The sequence below is a fragment of the Sinorhizobium sp. 8-89 genome (genome assembly GCF_030124325.1).
Lineage (GTDB): Bacteria > Pseudomonadota > Alphaproteobacteria > Rhizobiales > Rhizobiaceae > Sinorhizobium.
This window is the reverse complement of record NZ_JASKLR010000003.1, coordinates 493,871-508,764: the sequence shown is the minus strand read 5'-3', so window position 1 is coordinate 508,764 and position 14,894 is coordinate 493,871. Positions and strand designations below refer to the sequence as shown.

The following is a 14,894-nucleotide window of genomic DNA, read 5'->3' as shown; positions in this document are numbered from 1 at the left end:
CCGGGATAATATATCTGTCATATTCTCCCTCGCGGCCCTTTTCTTGGCCTGCGGAAAGACCTATATGACGTGTGCCGTCTTCGGGCGGCTATGGCAATAAACGGGCGATGCAATAAACCCATTGGACCCGGGGGCGGTACCCGGCGCCTCCACCAAAAACCGGCCTGGAAATGCGGACCGGCTTTTGATGGGGGCGAAATAGGATCGACAAGGGCGTAAAGATCGACTTTTTGCTCGGCATTGTACCACCGTTATCGGGCTAAACTTATAGTTGCAAACGACAACTATGCTGAAGCACGTCTCGCTGCCTAACGGCGGTGCGGCACTTCAAATCAAGTCCTTCCGGGTAGCACCGTAAGGCGGGGTCCGAAGGCACCTGGCAACAGAAGCCTTCACCTTCTCCCCTGTCGCGAAATGGTCTATAGATGCTTGATAATTGACTCGTCATAAGCGGACGGGGCAAAGGAGTGTCCGTACAGCGCTGCATACCGCTTCGGTGCGCAAGAGTTGCTGTGGCGTGACATGCAGCAGTTGAGTCTAAGAGAAGACGGGGATCACATGGGCCAGGACCACATACGCTACGACATTCTGGCGCAGGACGCGCTTCGCGGTGTCATTCGCAAGGTGCTGGCCGAAGTCGCAGCCACGGGTCATCTGCCCGGCGACCACCATTTCTTCATCACCTTTCTGACCGGCGCCCCCGGCGTACGCATCTCGCAGCATCTGAAGGCGAAATATCCTGAACAGATGACGATCGTCGTTCAGCATCAGTTCTGGGACCTGAAGGTCAGCGACGCCGGCTTCGAGATCGGCCTCTCCTTCTCCGACACGCCGGAGAAACTTGTCATCCCCTTCAATGCCGTCCGCGGCTTCTACGACCCGTCGGTCAATTTCGAACTGGAGTTTGACGTCGCCGCCACCGAGGAAGAAGAGGAAACGGCGGAGATCACCGCCTATCCCGTCAGCGAAGGTGACGACGAACCCGCCGAGAAGAGCACTGAAAAGCCGGGTGAACCGAAAAACGGCGGTGCCTCGGTCGTCTCGCTCGACTCCTTCCGAAAAAAGAACTGACCGATACGGAGGCGGCCCATGGCCGGCGAGATCGTCAATCTGCGCCAGTTCCGCAAGAAGCAGGCCCGCTCCGAGAAGGAAAAGCAGGCCGAGCAGAACCGTGTTGCCTTCGGCCGCACCAAGACTGAAAAGTCGCTCACCCGCGCCCTGAACGAAAAGGCATCGAAGAAGCTCGATCAGGGCCGGCTGGAAACGCCGGCCATCGCGCGTTCAGCGGACGGCGCCTCCGACACGGAAAAGACCTGACTGGCACCGCGCGTCAAAACAGACGCTCGCTGCAGCATCCGCGTCGTCACCACCCAAAAACGATTCGACCGCAAAGACTTGAGCCCGGTTCCGGAATCGGAGTGCCAACACCTTGAATCGGTTTATAAGCGATGACGATCGTCAAGCATTCCGCCACCCTGCACGGACATAGAACGAGCATTACCCTCGAAGAACCGTTCTGGCAGGAATTGAAATCGATCGCGCAGATCCGTGGCATGCCGCTTGCCCGGCTGATTGCCGAAGTCGACGACGGGCGCAACCCTGACGGCAATCTCTCCTCGGCGCTCCGCGTCTACGTCCTCGCCTGGGTAAAATCGCACGCTACTGCATGATTCCTTAAATCGGGATCGATCTAAGGATAAATCAGCAATTCAAAGTGTTACAGCGACCATCGTGCGTCTGAGAGATGCACGGCGGAGGCAACCGAAGCCCCCTAACGACGCTGTAGGGAACTGCATGGATCAGCGCCCTGCCAGCTACCACGGCTGACCGCCCTCTCCTGTGCGTTCCGCGCGCGGCCGGGCGTCGAACTCCGCAAAACCGCTGCGCAATTGCTCGGCCATGGCGCGTATGTCGCTTGGCGTGTGCGAGTGCTCCATCATGCAGATACAGTTCCGCCCGGCGCCCTTGGCGAGATAAAGCTGGTCGTCGGCAATCTTGAAAATGTCCTCGTAGACGGCCGGATAGGTGAAGAGGGCAATGCCGATGCTGACGGTGACCGCATCTGTGCAGCCGCCTTCCGGCAATCCATCCTCTGCGACACCAAGGCGGATGCGCTCCGCCAATCCGCCGACCGCGCCCGGATCGGTCGAGCGCACGAAAACCCCGAATTCCTCGCCGCCGAGCCGCCCGACCACACCGTCATCGCCGATGGCACCGCGCAGTACCGCAGCAATTGCGACGAGCGCCGCATCGCCGGCAAGGTGGCCGTGGCAATCATTGATCTTCTTGAAATGGTCGGCATCGAGGATCAGGAGCGCCGATGTCGGCGGAAACGGCGTGAGATCCTGCTTCGCGAAGAAGTCGATGACATCAGCAGTGAAGGCGCTGCGGTTGAGGCAACCCGTCAAGCCGTCATAGCGGCTTGCCTGCACGAGGAGCCGGTTAGCCAATGCCAGTTGCTGCATCTTGACGCCGATGAAGGCAAAGAGCGGAATGGCGAGAAGCAAGGGAATGTAGAAGGCAAGCCTGAGCGTGGTGGCCATCACCTCCGCACCGAAGCGGGCAGTGCAATAATAGGTGATGAGCATGGCGATCGCCGCGCAGCCGACGGTGCCGCCGAGGGTACAGTTCACGATCCGGATGACTGCGCGGCGATCAAGCCCCAGCTCAAGCGATTTCATCTCGCAACCCCAGTTGTAGGCACATTGTGACCGAGGGATGCTAATGCGGCTTCAAGTGGGCCACTAAAATTCTAGGGATGTTTGCCGATTTTTGGCGCCAAGGGTGCTGGATGCGGGCGGAAAACCGCTGCGCACTTTTCCTCATCCCGCTTATTGCACCGTGATGTCGGGCAGCATGTCGAAGTTCAGGCCCTGCCCGGCCGGCGGGCCGGCATTCTCGTCGGTAACGCTGCCGCCGGTTGGCGGCGGCGGGTTGACGCGCTCAACGTTTTGCGCGGGCGGCTTCTGCTCGACGGCACCGCGCGGCGGAAGTTGCCGCAGGCGCAGGCGCAACTCCTCGGCTGCGCGCCGTTCGGCGGCAGCGCGCGCCTCGGCTTCGGCCTTCATCCGGGCCGCCTCTGCGGCCGCGGCCTGGCGGTGGCGTTCCTCGGCGATCGCCCTCCGCCGGGCAATCTCGCGTTCGGTCGCGCGCGCCTTGTAAAGCGCCACCTCTCGGCGAAGCCGCTGCTTCTCGAGCACATTCGCCTGAAGCATTTCCACGCGCCGCCGCTCCCGCTCGAAGGCCCTCAGCGACAGGAAATTCGAAAGATCGGTGACGTCGACCGTAACACCGGGCGCATTCAGCGGCCCGCCATAGCCGAAGCGCACACGCGGTTCGGCGCCGGCAAGCGCCTCTTCGCCCGGCCGGAACACCAGGTCGATCACGCCGTTCATGTGTTGGTCGGCAAGATCGAACGATGCCTCGCCGGTGAACGCGGCGTTGCCATCGCCGGCCGTGACGTTCTGCGCTCTGACCGTGCCGCCGGCAACGCTGAAAGGCACCTTGACGACACCGACGACCGACTGGCCGGTGAAGAGCAGTTTCTCTGCCGCCTTGCGGATCGCCTCGGGCGAGATCTCGGTCTTCATGGCATCGGCGGCGGCCATCAGCGGCGGCAGCGCTGCCGTGTTGATGCCGTTCAGCGTAACGCCGTTGAACGTCGCGGTTCCCGACCCGCTCGCCGAATGCGCCATCGCGCGGGGGGTCGCGCCCGAAGCCTCCATCGCAACCGCCAGATCGAACCGGCCGGTCGCCACCGGGCCACTTTCGCGCGCCCATCCGGCAGCGGCGAGATCGGCACCCTTGAGATCGAAGCGCGAGCGCAGGAAGCCCGAGCCATTGGCGTTGCCGATTTGCAGCCGCCCCTCGAGCTTGCCCCCCAACCACTCGCCGGTGGCACCGCTCACGGCAATCTCGTCGCCCTTCCATTCGAGTTTTCCGGCAAAGCCGGTGACGGGACCGTAGACGCCAGGCCAGAACTGCTTCGCGGTGACGTTCAACGCGACGTCGAGCCCGGACCAGGCCGGCTGCGCGACCGGTGCCCTCGACAATCCGCCGGTCGACACATCCTCGAACTGACCGAGGATGCCCTCGCCGAGCCAGGGGAGGTCGAGCGTATCCAGCGCAAGTTCGCCGACGGCCTTGCCGGCCGTCTTTCGATCGATCGCGAGCGCGCCGGTAAAGGCATTCTGGTCGGCCTTGCCTTCGATCGCCGAGAGGGCGATCTTTTCCGCATCGGTGGTGATGTCAGTCGACAGCATCACCGGCAGTCCGCTGCCCATCTGCGGCAATCCGATTCCCTGAAGAAGCAGGAATGGCTCCAGATCCTCCGTCTGCAGCGTCAGCTTCGCCTGACCCTCGAGATAGTGGTCGCGGGCAAGATCGAAGACACCCTTGGTGGCGAGCGACGTCTTCTCGGTGGTAAAGGTCAGCGTACCGTTCGCCTTCGAACCCTCGGTGCTCTGCAGCTTTATCGCCAGGATACCGTTGGCATCGGCGTCGAACGGCAGCGGATCGAAGCCCGCCTGTCCGATGAGGACGGGCGTGTGCGGATTCTCGAGCGTCGCCTCCAGCAGCATGCCCTTGCCGGCGAGCGCCTGGGCGACATCTGGTGCCTGGTAGCTTGCGGCGATCTTGCCGCCGTTGGCGGTGCCGATCACGCCGAAGGTGACGGGCGCGCTGCCCTCGTTGCTGCCGGCTGTCAGCGTCACGTCGAAGGCGGCATCGGAATAATAGGGGCCGGCCTTGATCAGCCGTTGCAGCGCCGGATGGGCGACCGTGTGCCGGCCGATCATTTCAAGAAAGGGCGTCAGGTCCTTTGCGGCGAGCTTCATCTTCGCCGAGAGCACCGGCTGATCGAAGCCACCGCTCATCCGGCCGGAAAGGGCAAGCTGCGCGTCGGAAAGCGAGCCGATCGCCACCCGCTCCGCCTGCAACTGTCCGTTCTTGAGCGTCAGCACCGCCTGCACGTCCCGCGCCTCCTCACCAAAGGCGGAAAAAGCCTCGGCAGAGAGATCGGCAGCGATCGCGTGCTGCAGCAGGGTTCCGGTCGACGCATCACCGGCGACGAGACCGGCCAGTGCCTGCAGCGCCTCCAGATCGATGCGGTTGCCCTTGAGCTGCAGCGAAAGGCTCGGCTGCTGCTCCGCGAAGGACTGGCGTTCGATCCGCCCCCGGAGCGTCGCGGGGCCTGCCGCTACCTCAAGGCTCTCGAACTGCTGCAACGTATCCGTCAGGTTCACGGTGGCGGCAAAACCGGCTGTCTTCAGCTTGCGGATCGCCGGGTCCACCGATCCCGCCAGCCAGTTCGCCAGTCCCGAAGGCTGGTTGGAGGCAATCAGGATGTCGCCGCGGAAGGCGCGCTGCTCCTTGAGGTTCAGCCGCCCGCTGGCTTCCATTTGCGTCCGCCCGGGCAGCAGCGCCACCGCATTCTCCACGATCCAGCCGGCGCCGTCCGGCCTGACGTCGAGCCGCACGTCGCGAAGCGTCGTGTCGCCGATAACGATCGCCGGCAGCTTGAGGCTGGCCCGGCCCGGCACCTGCGGGATAGGAATATCGGCGGCGATCGCCAGCATCGCTTCGACCCGCTGACGCAGCGAAATGGCGGGGTCGCGGCCGGTCTTGCCTTTGCGGCCCGAATTGCCGATGCGGCTGACGTCGATCTGCTGGCCGTCGGCGATCAGGAGGAATTTCTGGTCCTTGCCGGTGTCGAGCGTCGCCTCGCCCGTGACGATATAGGGATCTTCCGGCGGCCCAATCTCGAAACGGTATTCCGGAACGCGGATGCTCTCGTTGGTGAGCTGGAAATCGCCGTTGATGCGCAAGGCGGCGCCACTTTCCTCCGCCTCTTCCGCCGGCCGATTTTCCGTCAGCGTGAACCGGCCGCCATAGACCGGCTTGAAGTCGACGACCTTGAGATCGCCGTCGAGCTCGACGCCGAACGGCCGCTTGTCCGGCGTCAGCCGCGCCCGGAGGCTCAGCGCCCCCTCCTCGTTCACCTCGTTCGTAGAAAAGGCGAAACTGCCGGCCTCGCCGTCGAGCGCCGCGCGGCCCTCGATCTTCCACGGACCGGCAAGAGAGCGCGCCGACAGATCGGCGGAAAGATCGCTGACGCGGCGGGTACGCCCCGTCTGCTCATCGATGAACTCGATCTCGCCATCGACGATCTCGACCTTTTCGAGAACGACCGTGCTTGCCGGGATCGATGCGCGCCGGCCGCGCGCCCAGTCGAGGGTACCGTCCGGCTGGAGGCGGATCCTTGCCTTCGGACGGTCGAGCCGCATGTCGAAGATCAGCGCCTCGCCGCTCAGGAACGGCGCCAGCTCGGCGCTCATCGAGAACTGCGCGACCTGGATGATCGGTACGCCACCCTCTGCCGGGCCGACGCGAACGTCGTTGAGGGTCACCGTCGGGAACGGGAGAAGCCGCGCGTCGACACTGCCGTGAACGACCACCGGCTTGCCCATGATCCGGCTTGCCTCGCGCTCGAAATCTTTGCGGAAGTCGGTCCAATCGATGAACAATGGCGCGATCAACGCCGCAAAAAGCGCGACGACAAGCAGCCCACCGATGGTAACCAGAATTCGCGCCAGCACCGTGTCACATTCCCGTCTGTCTCATTCGCGCCCTACTCGCATCGTTAAGCGGCCGCCCCACACTGTCAGGCAAAGATCTTGCCCGGGTTGAAGATATTGTCCGGATCGAGCGCGCGCTTGATCTGCCGCATCAGATCCAGCGCATCGCCAAGTTCCGCCTTGAGAAACGGCATCTTGCCCTGCCCGATTCCGTGTTCGCCCGTGCAGGTGCCGTCCATCGATAGAGCCCGCGCGTTCAGCCGCTCGACGAAGGCTTCCGCCCGCGTAACATCGGCTGGATCCTTGTCGTCGAAAAGCAGCCCGACGTGAAAGTTGCCGTCGCCCGCATGGCCGACGATCGGTGCGACCAGCCCATGTGCCGCGATATCCTCATGCGTCGCCGCAACGCAATCGGCAAGCCGCGAAATCGGTACGCAAACATCTGTCGAAAGGATCGCGGCGCCGGGCACCAGCCCCTTCTGTGCCCAATAGGCGTTGTGCCGCGCCTTCCAGAGTCGCGACCGCTCTTCCGGATTGGTCGTCCAGATGAAACCAGTAGACCCCAAATCCGACGCTATTTCGGCGAACTGGCGCGATTGTAGCTCGACGCTCTCGGCGCTGCCGTGAAACTCGACGAAAAGCGTCGGCGTCTCCGCGTAGCCCAGGTTCGAATAGGCATTGCACGCCTTCATCTGCAGCGCGTCGAGCAGTTCGATACGCGCTACCGGAATACCCGACTGGATCGTCAGGATCACCGCATTGCAGGCGTCGGCAATCGTCGGGAACGGGCAGACGCCGCCGGAGATCACCTCCGGTATGCCTTGCAGGCGCAGCGTGATCGACGTGATGATGCCGAGCGTGCCTTCCGCGCCGACGAAGAGCCGCGTCAGATCGTAGCCGGCCGAGGACTTGCGCGCCCGGTGGCCGGTCGAGATCTCGCGACCGCCGGCGACGACGGTCGTCACCGCGAGCACGTTTTCCTTCATCGTGCCGTAGCGCACTGCGTTGGTGCCGGAGGCACGCGTCGACGCCATGCCGCCGATCGAGGCGTTCGCCCCCGGATCGATCGGAAAGAAGAGGCCGGTATCGCGCAGATACGTGTTCAGCTCTTCACGCGTAATGCCGGGTTCGACCGTGCAATCAAGATCCTCTGCATTGACGGCGAGAACGCGGTTCATCCGCATCATGTCGACCGATATACCGCCGTTCGGCGCATTCACGTGCCCTTCCAACGACGAGCCCGTGCCGAAGGGGATCAGCGGCACGCGGTGCGCACTGGCGATCTCGACGACCTCGCGCACTTCGGCGGCATTCTCGGGAAAGACCACGGCATCCGGCAATTGTGCCGGAATATAGGTGGTCGTGTGGGTGTGCTGGGCGCGGATCGCCTCGCTCGCCTGGAAGCGGTCGCCGAATCGGACGGCAAGAAGCTCCTTCGCCGCAACGATGCCGCTTTCGTTTCTCGTTCCCGCTTTGATTGCCTTCAACGCCACGAAAACGCCCCTTCCCTCCAGCGCCTCGCGTCTCGGCCAGTCGCGCCAGGTCACTGTAACATTCTGAATTGCCGCCGATTTTATTCCCAATTCAACGCCGAATTAAGGAATTATGCGGCAACCGGCCCCGCCCGAGCACAGCGCCCAAGCGAGGGGACAAAGATGGTCATGACCTCCGGGCCCGAACGCGCACTCTCGCCTTTCCGTGGTTCCACGTCGCGACGAAAAGCTCCGGGTCGGATCGGAAGCGCTGACATTTCAAGGCGCTACTGTGCAAATTGGAATCAATTTGTCCAGAAGTTCACACGGTGCCGAGCCTTCGCGGAGCACGAAAACACAGGTGGTGATACCGGCTTGTCACAAGTGCGCCGGCGGGCGTGCCGTGCTCCTCCTCGTTTGGCAGCAGCCGGTGCTATGATACATCTATTGCAGGGCCACCCGTTGTCCGCGCTGAGGGAGAAGGTCGCATGCTTGGATTGCTCGCCCTGCTCACGGCGTCCGTCTTCTTCGGCGCCGCCATTTACATCAACGTCGCCGAACAGCCGGCGCGGCTCGGGCTGGATGACCGCGCGGCGCTTGCCGAGTGGGGTCCCGCCTATCGGCGCGGCTTCGAAATGCAGGCTTCGCTCGCGATCGTTTCCGGCCTCCTCGGCGCCTCGGCATGGTGGCAGACGGGCAATCCGCTCTGGGGTCTCGGGGCGGCGATTATCATTCTGAACTGGCCCTACACCCTGCTCGCCATCATGCCCGTCAATCGGCGCCTGGAAGCGACGCGCCCGGAAGAGGCCGGGGATGAGACCCGTGCGCTTCTCGTGCGCTGGGGCACGCTCCATGCCGGCCGAAGCGCGCTCGGCGCGGTAGCGGCGGCAATCTATCTGATTGCCGCATCGCGCGGGTTCTGAGCCGTCATCAAACCGTCATGAATGGCGACTAACATATCCATAAATCTGGATTTCTGGATATATGAAAAAGAAAACAGCCCTCGCCGCGCTCGCCGCCCTTGGCCAGGACACCCGGCTCGAAGTCTTCCGCCTCCTGGTGCGCGCCGGACCGGATGGCGTCCCGGCCGGCGAGATCGCCGCGCGGATCGGCACCGTCCAGAACACCACGTCGGCGCATCTGAAGGTGCTCGACCAAGCCGGTCTCGTGCACGCCGAACGCGACGGGCGGACAGTGCGCTACGTCGCCGACATGACCGGCTTCCGCGACCTGCTCGCCTATCTCATGGAAGACTGCTGCAACGGCAATCCCGAACTATGCCGTCCGGTCATCCAGGCCGTAACCTGCAATTGTTGAGGAGGAACAATCGTGACCGACCATAAGCCATTCAACGTTCTTTTTCTTTGCACCGCCAATTCCTCGCGTTCGATCATGGCCGAGGCGCTCCTCAATCGACTCGGCCAAGGCAAGTTCAAGGCATTTTCGGCCGGATCCCAACCCAAGGGCAAAGTTCATCCCCTCGCCCTGGAACTCCTTCAGAGCCTCAACTACGACACTTCCTTCGCGCGCTCCAAAAGCTGGGACGAGTTCGCAACTCCGGATGCGCCGAAAATGGATTTTGTCTTCACCGTCTGCGACGATGCTGCCAATGAAGCCTGCCCCGTCTGGCCGGGGCAGCCGGTATCTGCGCATTGGGGCGTGCCGGATCCGGCCGCGGCGGAAGGCAGCGAGCCGGAAAAACACTTTGCCTTTGCTGAAGCCTATCGGATGCTGAACACCCGGATCTCGACCTTCATCAGCCTGCCGATGAGCTCTCTCGACAAGCTCGCCCTCAAGCAGCGCCTCGACGAGATCGGCCGCGATAGGCCGAACGCGGGCTGACCGACGATGGCATTCGATCTCCCCCGCCGCCTCGCGGCCGAAGCGCTCGGCACCGCCATGCTCGTCGCCACCGTCGTCGGCTCCGGGATCATGGCTGACAGGCTCACGGATGACGTGGCGCTTTCGTTGCTCGGCAATACGATCCCAACGGGGGCGATCCTCGTCGTGCTGATCACCGTTCTCGGACCACTCTCCGGCGCGCATTTCAACCCGGCCGTGACGATGGTCTTTGCGCTCCGGCGCAAGATCGAGGCGAATGCGGCACTCTTCTATGTCGTCGCGCAGATCGTCGGCGGCATCGCCGGGTCGGTCGTCGCGCACGCCATGTTCGAGCTTCCGTTGATCCAGATTTCCGCGACCGCGCGCACCGGTACCGGCCAGTGGCTCGCCGAGGCAGTCGCCGCCTTCGGCCTCGTCCTCACCATCCTCGCCGGGCTTCGGTTCCGGTCGGATGCCATTCCATGGCTGGTCGGGCTCTATATCACGGCCGCCTACTGGTTCACCGCATCGACCTCCTTCGCCAATCCGGCGGTCGCGATTGCGCGCGCACTGTCGGACACCTTTGCGGGCATCCGCCCCGTCGACCTGCCCGGGTTCATCCTCGCCGAGATTTTCGGTGCATTGCTGGCGATGGCGCTTGCCGGCTGGATGCTGACGGAGGAGAAACCGAGAATTCAAGCGCTCAACGAGCTGAAAGGTGCTGAATGACCATGGACGTCAAGATCTATCACAATCCCGCCTGCGGCACCTCCCGCAACACGCTGGGGATGATCCGCAACGCCGGGATCGAGCCGACCGTCATCGAATATCTGAAGACGCCGCCATCGCGCGACGAACTCGTCCGGATGATCGCCGATGCGGGCCTGACGGTGCGTGAAGCGATCCGCGAGAAGGGCACACCCTATGAGGAACTCGGCCTCGACGATCCGGCATTGACGGACGACCAGTTGCTGGACGCGATGCTCGAGCACCCGATCCTGATCAATCGGCCGTTCGTGGTGACGCCGCTCGGCACCCGACTCTCGCGGCCCTCCGAGCTTGCTCGAGATCCTGCCGGACACGCACAAGGGGCCGTTCAGCAAGGAGGACGGTGAAAAGGTACTGGACGACGAAGGCAAGCGCATTGTCTGATCTGCCAGCAGCATCCCCGGAGCACCTGCGCCTTCCCGACAGGGAGGCGCTGCGCCCGCCATTCGCGACGCATCCGCCGCGCATCCTCATCCTCTACGGCTCGCTGCGTGCGGTTTCCTACAGTCGGCTGCTGGCGCAGGAAGCGGCGCGTCTGCTTACGCATTTCGGCTGCGAGGTGCGTATCTTCGATCCGGCCGGGCTGCCGCTGCCGGATGGCGCGCCCGTGAACCATCCCAAGGTCCACGAGCTTCGGGAGCTTTCCCAATGGTCGGAGGGCCAGGTCTGGGCGAGTCCGGAGCGTCACGGTGCGATGAGCGGCATCATGAAGGCGCAGATCGACTGGATACCGCTTTCGGTCGGCTCGATTCGCCCGACGCAAGGAAAGACACTGGCCGTCATGCAGGTGTCCGGCGGCTCGCAATCCTTCAATGCCGTCAACCAGATGCGCGTGCTCGGCCGCTGGATGCGGATGATCACCATTCCCAACCAGAGTTCCGTCGCCAAGGCGTTTCAGGAATTCGACGCCGACGGCCGCATGAAGCCTTCCTCCTACTATGACAGGGTCGTCGATGTCTGCGAGGAACTGGTCAAGTTCACGCTTCTCACCCGCGACGTCTCGGACTATCTGACCGACCGCTACAGCGAGCGGAAGGAGGAGGCCGCCAAACTCGAGCAGCGGGTTTCGTTAAAGTCGATTTGACGCGGTCAAGGCTATTTCGAGTTCCATCGAAATAGCCTTGACTCCATCTTCAGCGCTGTTACGCTTGTTTCCATGAAACTCGAAAAAGCAGCCGCCCAGCTCGAAGCACTGGGCAATCCCACCCGCCTGCAGCTCTACCGGACGCTCGTCCGGGCGGGCGAGGACGGGCTTGCCGTCGGGCGCATCCAGGAGAAGCTCGAAATCGCGGCGTCAACGCTCTCGCATCACCTCAAGCGCCTGGTCGACACCGACCTCGTGACGCAGGAGCGGCAGGCAACGACGCTGATCTGCCGCGCCAATTATCCCGGTATGCAGGCGCTGGTCGGCTATCTCGTCGACGAATGCTGTGCCGATTCCCGATGCGGGACGGCCGAGAAGGAGGTCGCGGCCTGACCCCTTTTTTTGCCCCGATAATTCGAATATACCGGAAATATGGAAGGAGAAGACATGAGCAGTAGTGCCGCACTTCCCGTTGCCGTTATCGGAGCAGGCCCGGTCGGTTTGGCGGCGGCCGCACATCTCGTCGCCCGCGGCATCGAGCCGATCGTCTTCGAACGCGGCGACGTAGTCGGGACCTCTCTACTGGAATGGGGCCACGTCCAGGTCTTTTCGCCCTGGACCTACAACATCGACCCCGCCGCACGCTCGCTCCTCGAGGCTGCAGGTTGGCAGGCACCCGCCGGCGACGGACTGCCGACGGGAAGCGAAATCGTGCGGGACTACCTGACCCCGCTTGCCGCCCTGCCCGCGATCGCGCCGAACATCCGCCTGGGCTCGACCGTCGTCGCCGTCACGCGCGAGGGGCTGGACAAGGTCTCCTCGGCCAACCGTGCCACAGCCCCCTTCATCGTCCGCTTTGCAGACCATAACGACAACGAAGAGCAGGTCCGCGCCCGCGCAGTCATCGACGCCTCCGGCACCTGGACGCAGCCCAATCCGATCGGCATCGACGGCCTGACCGTCGCCGGAGAGGCTGCGGCGCGGGATCAAATCGCCTACGGCATTCCCGACGTCGGCGGCGCGCGGCGCATGGACTATGCGGGCAAGCGCGTGCTGGTCATCGGCGGAGGCCACTCGGCCATCAACACGGCCCTGGCGCTGATGGAGCTTCAGAAGACGGCGCCAGGAACGGAGGTTCTCTGGGCGCTCCGTCGCAAAGGCGTCGAGCGGCTGCTCGGCGGCGGGCTGAACGACCAGTTGCCGGCCCGCGGTGCGCTCGGCCTTGCGGCCAGACGGGCTATGAACGAGAACCGGCTGACCATGCTGGCCCCCTTCGCCGTCGAACGCATTTCGCTCCGGGAACGTCGCCTCGCCGTGATGGCACTGCTCGATGGCAAGCCGTTCTCGATCACCGTGGATCGAATCGTCGTGGCGACCGGATTCCGGCCTGACTTCTCGTTCCTGCGGGAACTGCGGCTTGCGCTGGACCCAGCCGTCGAAGCGCCGCCAGCGCTCGCTCCACTGATCGATCCGAATTTCCATTCCTGCGGCACAGTTCCGCCTCACGGCGCTGTCGAACTCGCCCATCCGGAGCCGGGTTTTACGATCGTCGGCTCAAAATCCTATGGACGTGCGCCGACTTTCCTGATGGCGACCGGATACGAGCAAGTGCGCTCCGTCGTCGCCGAGATCGCCGGTGACCACGAAGCGGCACGCGAGGTGCGCCTCGTGCTTCCGGAGACCGGTGTTTGCAGCGCCGACCATATTGTCGGCTCCGATCGTTCCGCCGGGTGCTGCGGCGGGCCGGCGCCCGCAGCCGTCGATGCCTGCTGCGCCGCGGATGCCGAAGCGAAGGCGGTCAACAGGTCAGGATGCGGTTGCGGCGGGCCCGCGGAGATGCCAAGGAGCGGCGGAACCGACCGGATCGTGGAAACCGCCGGATGAGCGAACGCAGGATACCCGCCGCGGCGCTTTGGGCCTTGGGCCTGACGCAGATCGTCGGCTACGGCACGCTGTATTACAGCTTCAGCATTCTCGCGCCCGACATGGCGCGCGAGCTCGAATGGCCGGAGCAATGGGTCTTCGGCGCGCTCTCCGTCGCGCTGCTCATCGGCGGTCTCTTTGCGCCGATCGCGGGAAAATGGGCGGACAGCCTCGGCGCCGGCCGCATCATGACACTTGGATCGGCCGGCGCGGCCGTGGCGCTTCTTGCCTGCGCGGCCGCGCCCGGCCGCTCGGCCTTCGTGCTCGCGCTCGTGGCGATGGAACTCGCGTCTTCCTTCGTGCTCTATAGCGCCGCCTTCGTCGCAGTCGTGCAGTTCGGCGGCAGCAATGCGCAGCGAAGCATCACCCACCTGACCTTGATCGCCGGCTTCGCCTCAACGCTCTTCTGGCCGCTGACGAGCGCGATGCATCAAAGCTTCTCCTGGCGAGAGGTTTACGTCGCTTTTGCCGCGATGCACCTTGTCCTCTGCCTGCCGATCCATGCCTGGATCGCGCGGTTGACGCGCCGCGCGGCAGTCGCCGCTCCATTCTTGGCGGCAATTGCGACGGCAACGCACGAACGACCGATCGCCGTCGCATCACAAGACCGCTCCATCGTTTTCCTACTGATGCTCACCGGTTTTGCGGTCGAAGGCTTCGTCCTGTCGTCGATCCTCATCCACATGGTGCCTTTGACGTCGGCGCTCGGCATGGGAACGGCCGGTCTTCTCGTCGCCAGCCTCTTCGGGCCGGCGCAGGTGGCAAGCCGGCTGGTCAACATGCTGTTCGGCCGCGGGCTGCGGCAGGTCTGGCTGGCGCTCATCGCCGCAACCTTGCTGCCGCTCGCGCTCATCGTTCTCTTGACGACGAACCCGTCGATGCCCGGGGCAATCGTCTTCGCAATCCTGTTCGGACTTGGCTCCGGCCTCACCAGCATCGTCGGCGGCACGCTGCCGCTCGAGCTGTTCGGCCGCGAAGGATACGGTGCCCGGCTCGGCTGGGTTACCGCTGCCCGGCAGGTTTCGTCGGCCCTCGCTCCCTTCGCGCTGGCGCTGGCGATGGCTGGGACGGGCGTTACCCCGTCGCTCTGGGCAATGGTTGCGCTCGGCGCGATCGGCGTGGCGACCTTTTCAGGGATCGCCTTGATCAGGCGGAGGCACGAAAGCGCGGCTGGAGACCGGGCGCCCATCGGCAGCGACGCCCGCATCCACTTGCAGCTTTAAGCAATTCCAGGTGCGTAACGGTTTTCCG

At 63.9% G+C, this 14,894-nt stretch carries 14 protein-coding genes, 1 other RNA gene and 1 pseudogene; 13 read left to right on the top strand and 3 right to left on the bottom strand.

From position 1 onward, the window contains the following. The first annotated feature begins 34 nt into the window (after positions 1-34). From ssrA to QN219_RS09700, 4 genes are all read left to right on the top strand, one after another. Positions 35-397, top strand: a transfer-messenger RNA (tmRNA) gene (gene ssrA / locus QN219_RS09715). A 161-nt stretch (positions 398-558) separates the two neighbouring features. Continuing rightward, a complete protein-coding gene (locus tag QN219_RS09710) occupies positions 559-1,071 on the top strand; it encodes an SspB family protein (protein ID WP_283999411.1) in 513 nt (170 codons plus the stop codon). Positions 1,072-1,089: 18 nt separating this feature from the next. Beyond that, entirely contained in the window at positions 1,090-1,317 is a 228-nt protein-coding gene (locus QN219_RS09705) for a DUF4169 family protein (protein WP_283999409.1), read from the top strand. A 131-nt stretch (positions 1,318-1,448) separates the two neighbouring features. Beyond that, the gene (locus tag QN219_RS09700) at positions 1,449-1,670 is read left to right on the top strand and encodes a ribbon-helix-helix domain-containing protein (protein WP_283999408.1); all 222 of its coding nucleotides are present in this window, start codon (positions 1,449-1,451) and stop codon (positions 1,668-1,670) included. A gap of 144 nt (positions 1,671-1,814) precedes the next feature. Here QN219_RS09700 and QN219_RS09695 read toward each other — a convergent pair whose 3' ends face one another. The 3 genes from QN219_RS09695 to QN219_RS09685 all read right to left on the bottom strand — a co-directional run bounded on the left by QN219_RS09695 (position 1,815) and on the right by QN219_RS09685 (position 8,068). Next, positions 1,815-2,681 (bottom strand): GGDEF domain-containing protein, encoded by an 867-nt coding sequence (locus QN219_RS09695; RefSeq protein ID WP_283999407.1) that lies wholly within the window; start codon positions 2,679-2,681, stop codon positions 1,815-1,817. A 150-nt stretch (positions 2,682-2,831) separates the two neighbouring features. Next, positions 2,832-6,596, bottom strand: coding sequence for an AsmA-like C-terminal region-containing protein (locus tag QN219_RS09690; protein WP_283999406.1), 3,765 nt, complete (start codon positions 6,594-6,596; stop codon positions 2,832-2,834). A gap of 65 nt (positions 6,597-6,661) precedes the next feature. After that, positions 6,662-8,068, bottom strand: coding sequence for an FAD-binding oxidoreductase (locus tag QN219_RS09685; RefSeq protein ID WP_283999504.1), 1,407 nt, complete (start codon positions 8,066-8,068; stop codon positions 6,662-6,664). A gap of 467 nt (positions 8,069-8,535) precedes the next feature. Between QN219_RS09685 and QN219_RS09680 the strand changes: the two genes are divergently transcribed. From QN219_RS09680 to arsK, 9 genes and pseudogenes are all read left to right on the top strand, one after another. Next, positions 8,536-8,970: a DUF1772 domain-containing protein gene (locus QN219_RS09680; RefSeq protein WP_283999405.1), complete on the top strand. Its 435-nt coding sequence runs from the start codon at positions 8,536-8,538 to the stop codon at positions 8,968-8,970. Positions 8,971-9,031: 61 nt separating this feature from the next. Continuing rightward, positions 9,032-9,364 (top strand): helix-turn-helix transcriptional regulator, encoded by a 333-nt coding sequence (locus QN219_RS09675; protein ID WP_283999404.1) that lies wholly within the window; start codon positions 9,032-9,034, stop codon positions 9,362-9,364. A gap of 12 nt (positions 9,365-9,376) precedes the next feature. Then, on the top strand, positions 9,377-9,889 hold the full coding sequence (locus tag QN219_RS09670) for an arsenate reductase ArsC (RefSeq protein WP_283999403.1): 513 nt from the start codon (positions 9,377-9,379) through the stop codon (positions 9,887-9,889). A gap of 6 nt (positions 9,890-9,895) precedes the next feature. Then, complete coding sequence (locus QN219_RS09665) at positions 9,896-10,597, top strand: MIP/aquaporin family protein (RefSeq protein WP_283999402.1); 702 nt, start codon at positions 9,896-9,898, stop codon at positions 10,595-10,597. A 2-nt stretch (positions 10,598-10,599) separates the two neighbouring features. Beyond that, a pseudogene (arsC, locus tag QN219_RS09660) lies at positions 10,600-11,020 on the top strand (arsenate reductase (glutaredoxin)). Continuing rightward, positions 11,013-11,720 (top strand): arsenical resistance protein ArsH, encoded by a 708-nt coding sequence (arsH, locus tag QN219_RS09655; RefSeq protein WP_283999401.1) that lies wholly within the window; start codon positions 11,013-11,015, stop codon positions 11,718-11,720. The pseudogene arsC and the gene arsH overlap by 8 nt, the downstream one beginning before the upstream one ends. A 72-nt stretch (positions 11,721-11,792) precedes the next feature. After that, the gene (locus tag QN219_RS09650; protein WP_283999400.1) at positions 11,793-12,113 is read left to right on the top strand and encodes a metalloregulator ArsR/SmtB family transcription factor; all 321 of its coding nucleotides are present in this window, start codon (positions 11,793-11,795) and stop codon (positions 12,111-12,113) included. Positions 12,114-12,167: 54 nt separating this feature from the next. Beyond that, complete coding sequence (locus QN219_RS09645) at positions 12,168-13,604, top strand: FAD-dependent oxidoreductase (protein WP_283999399.1); 1,437 nt, start codon at positions 12,168-12,170, stop codon at positions 13,602-13,604. Then, a complete protein-coding gene (arsK, locus tag QN219_RS09640) occupies positions 13,601-14,866 on the top strand; it encodes an arsenite efflux MFS transporter ArsK (RefSeq protein WP_283999398.1) in 1,266 nt (421 codons plus the stop codon). The genes QN219_RS09645 and arsK overlap by 4 nt, the downstream gene beginning before the upstream one ends. Positions 14,867-14,894 lie beyond the last annotated feature (28 nt).

Excerpts from the sequence above, each read along its gene's own strand:
- QN219_RS09675 (WP_283999404.1), top strand. The coding sequence starts at position 9,032 with ATGAAAAAGAAAACAGCCCTCGCCGCGCTCGCCGCCCTTGGCCAGGAC.
- QN219_RS09645 (WP_283999399.1), top strand. The coding sequence starts at position 12,168 with ATGAGCAGTAGTGCCGCACTTCCCGTTGCCGTTATCGGAGCAGGCCCG.
- arsK (WP_283999398.1), top strand. The coding sequence starts at position 13,601 with ATGAGCGAACGCAGGATACCCGCCGCGGCGCTTTGGGCCTTGGGCCTG.
- QN219_RS09710 (WP_283999411.1), top strand. The coding sequence starts at position 559 with ATGGGCCAGGACCACATACGCTACGACATTCTGGCGCAGGACGCGCTT.
- QN219_RS09695 (WP_283999407.1), bottom strand. The coding sequence starts at position 2,681 with ATGAAATCGCTTGAGCTGGGGCTTGATCGCCGCGCAGTCATCCGGATC.
- QN219_RS09665 (WP_283999402.1), top strand. The coding sequence starts at position 9,896 with ATGGCATTCGATCTCCCCCGCCGCCTCGCGGCCGAAGCGCTCGGCACC.
- QN219_RS09700 (WP_283999408.1), top strand. The coding sequence starts at position 1,449 with ATGACGATCGTCAAGCATTCCGCCACCCTGCACGGACATAGAACGAGC.
- QN219_RS09650 (WP_283999400.1), top strand. The coding sequence starts at position 11,793 with ATGAAACTCGAAAAAGCAGCCGCCCAGCTCGAAGCACTGGGCAATCCC.
- QN219_RS09705 (WP_283999409.1), top strand. The coding sequence starts at position 1,090 with ATGGCCGGCGAGATCGTCAATCTGCGCCAGTTCCGCAAGAAGCAGGCC.
- QN219_RS09680 (WP_283999405.1), top strand. The coding sequence starts at position 8,536 with ATGCTTGGATTGCTCGCCCTGCTCACGGCGTCCGTCTTCTTCGGCGCC.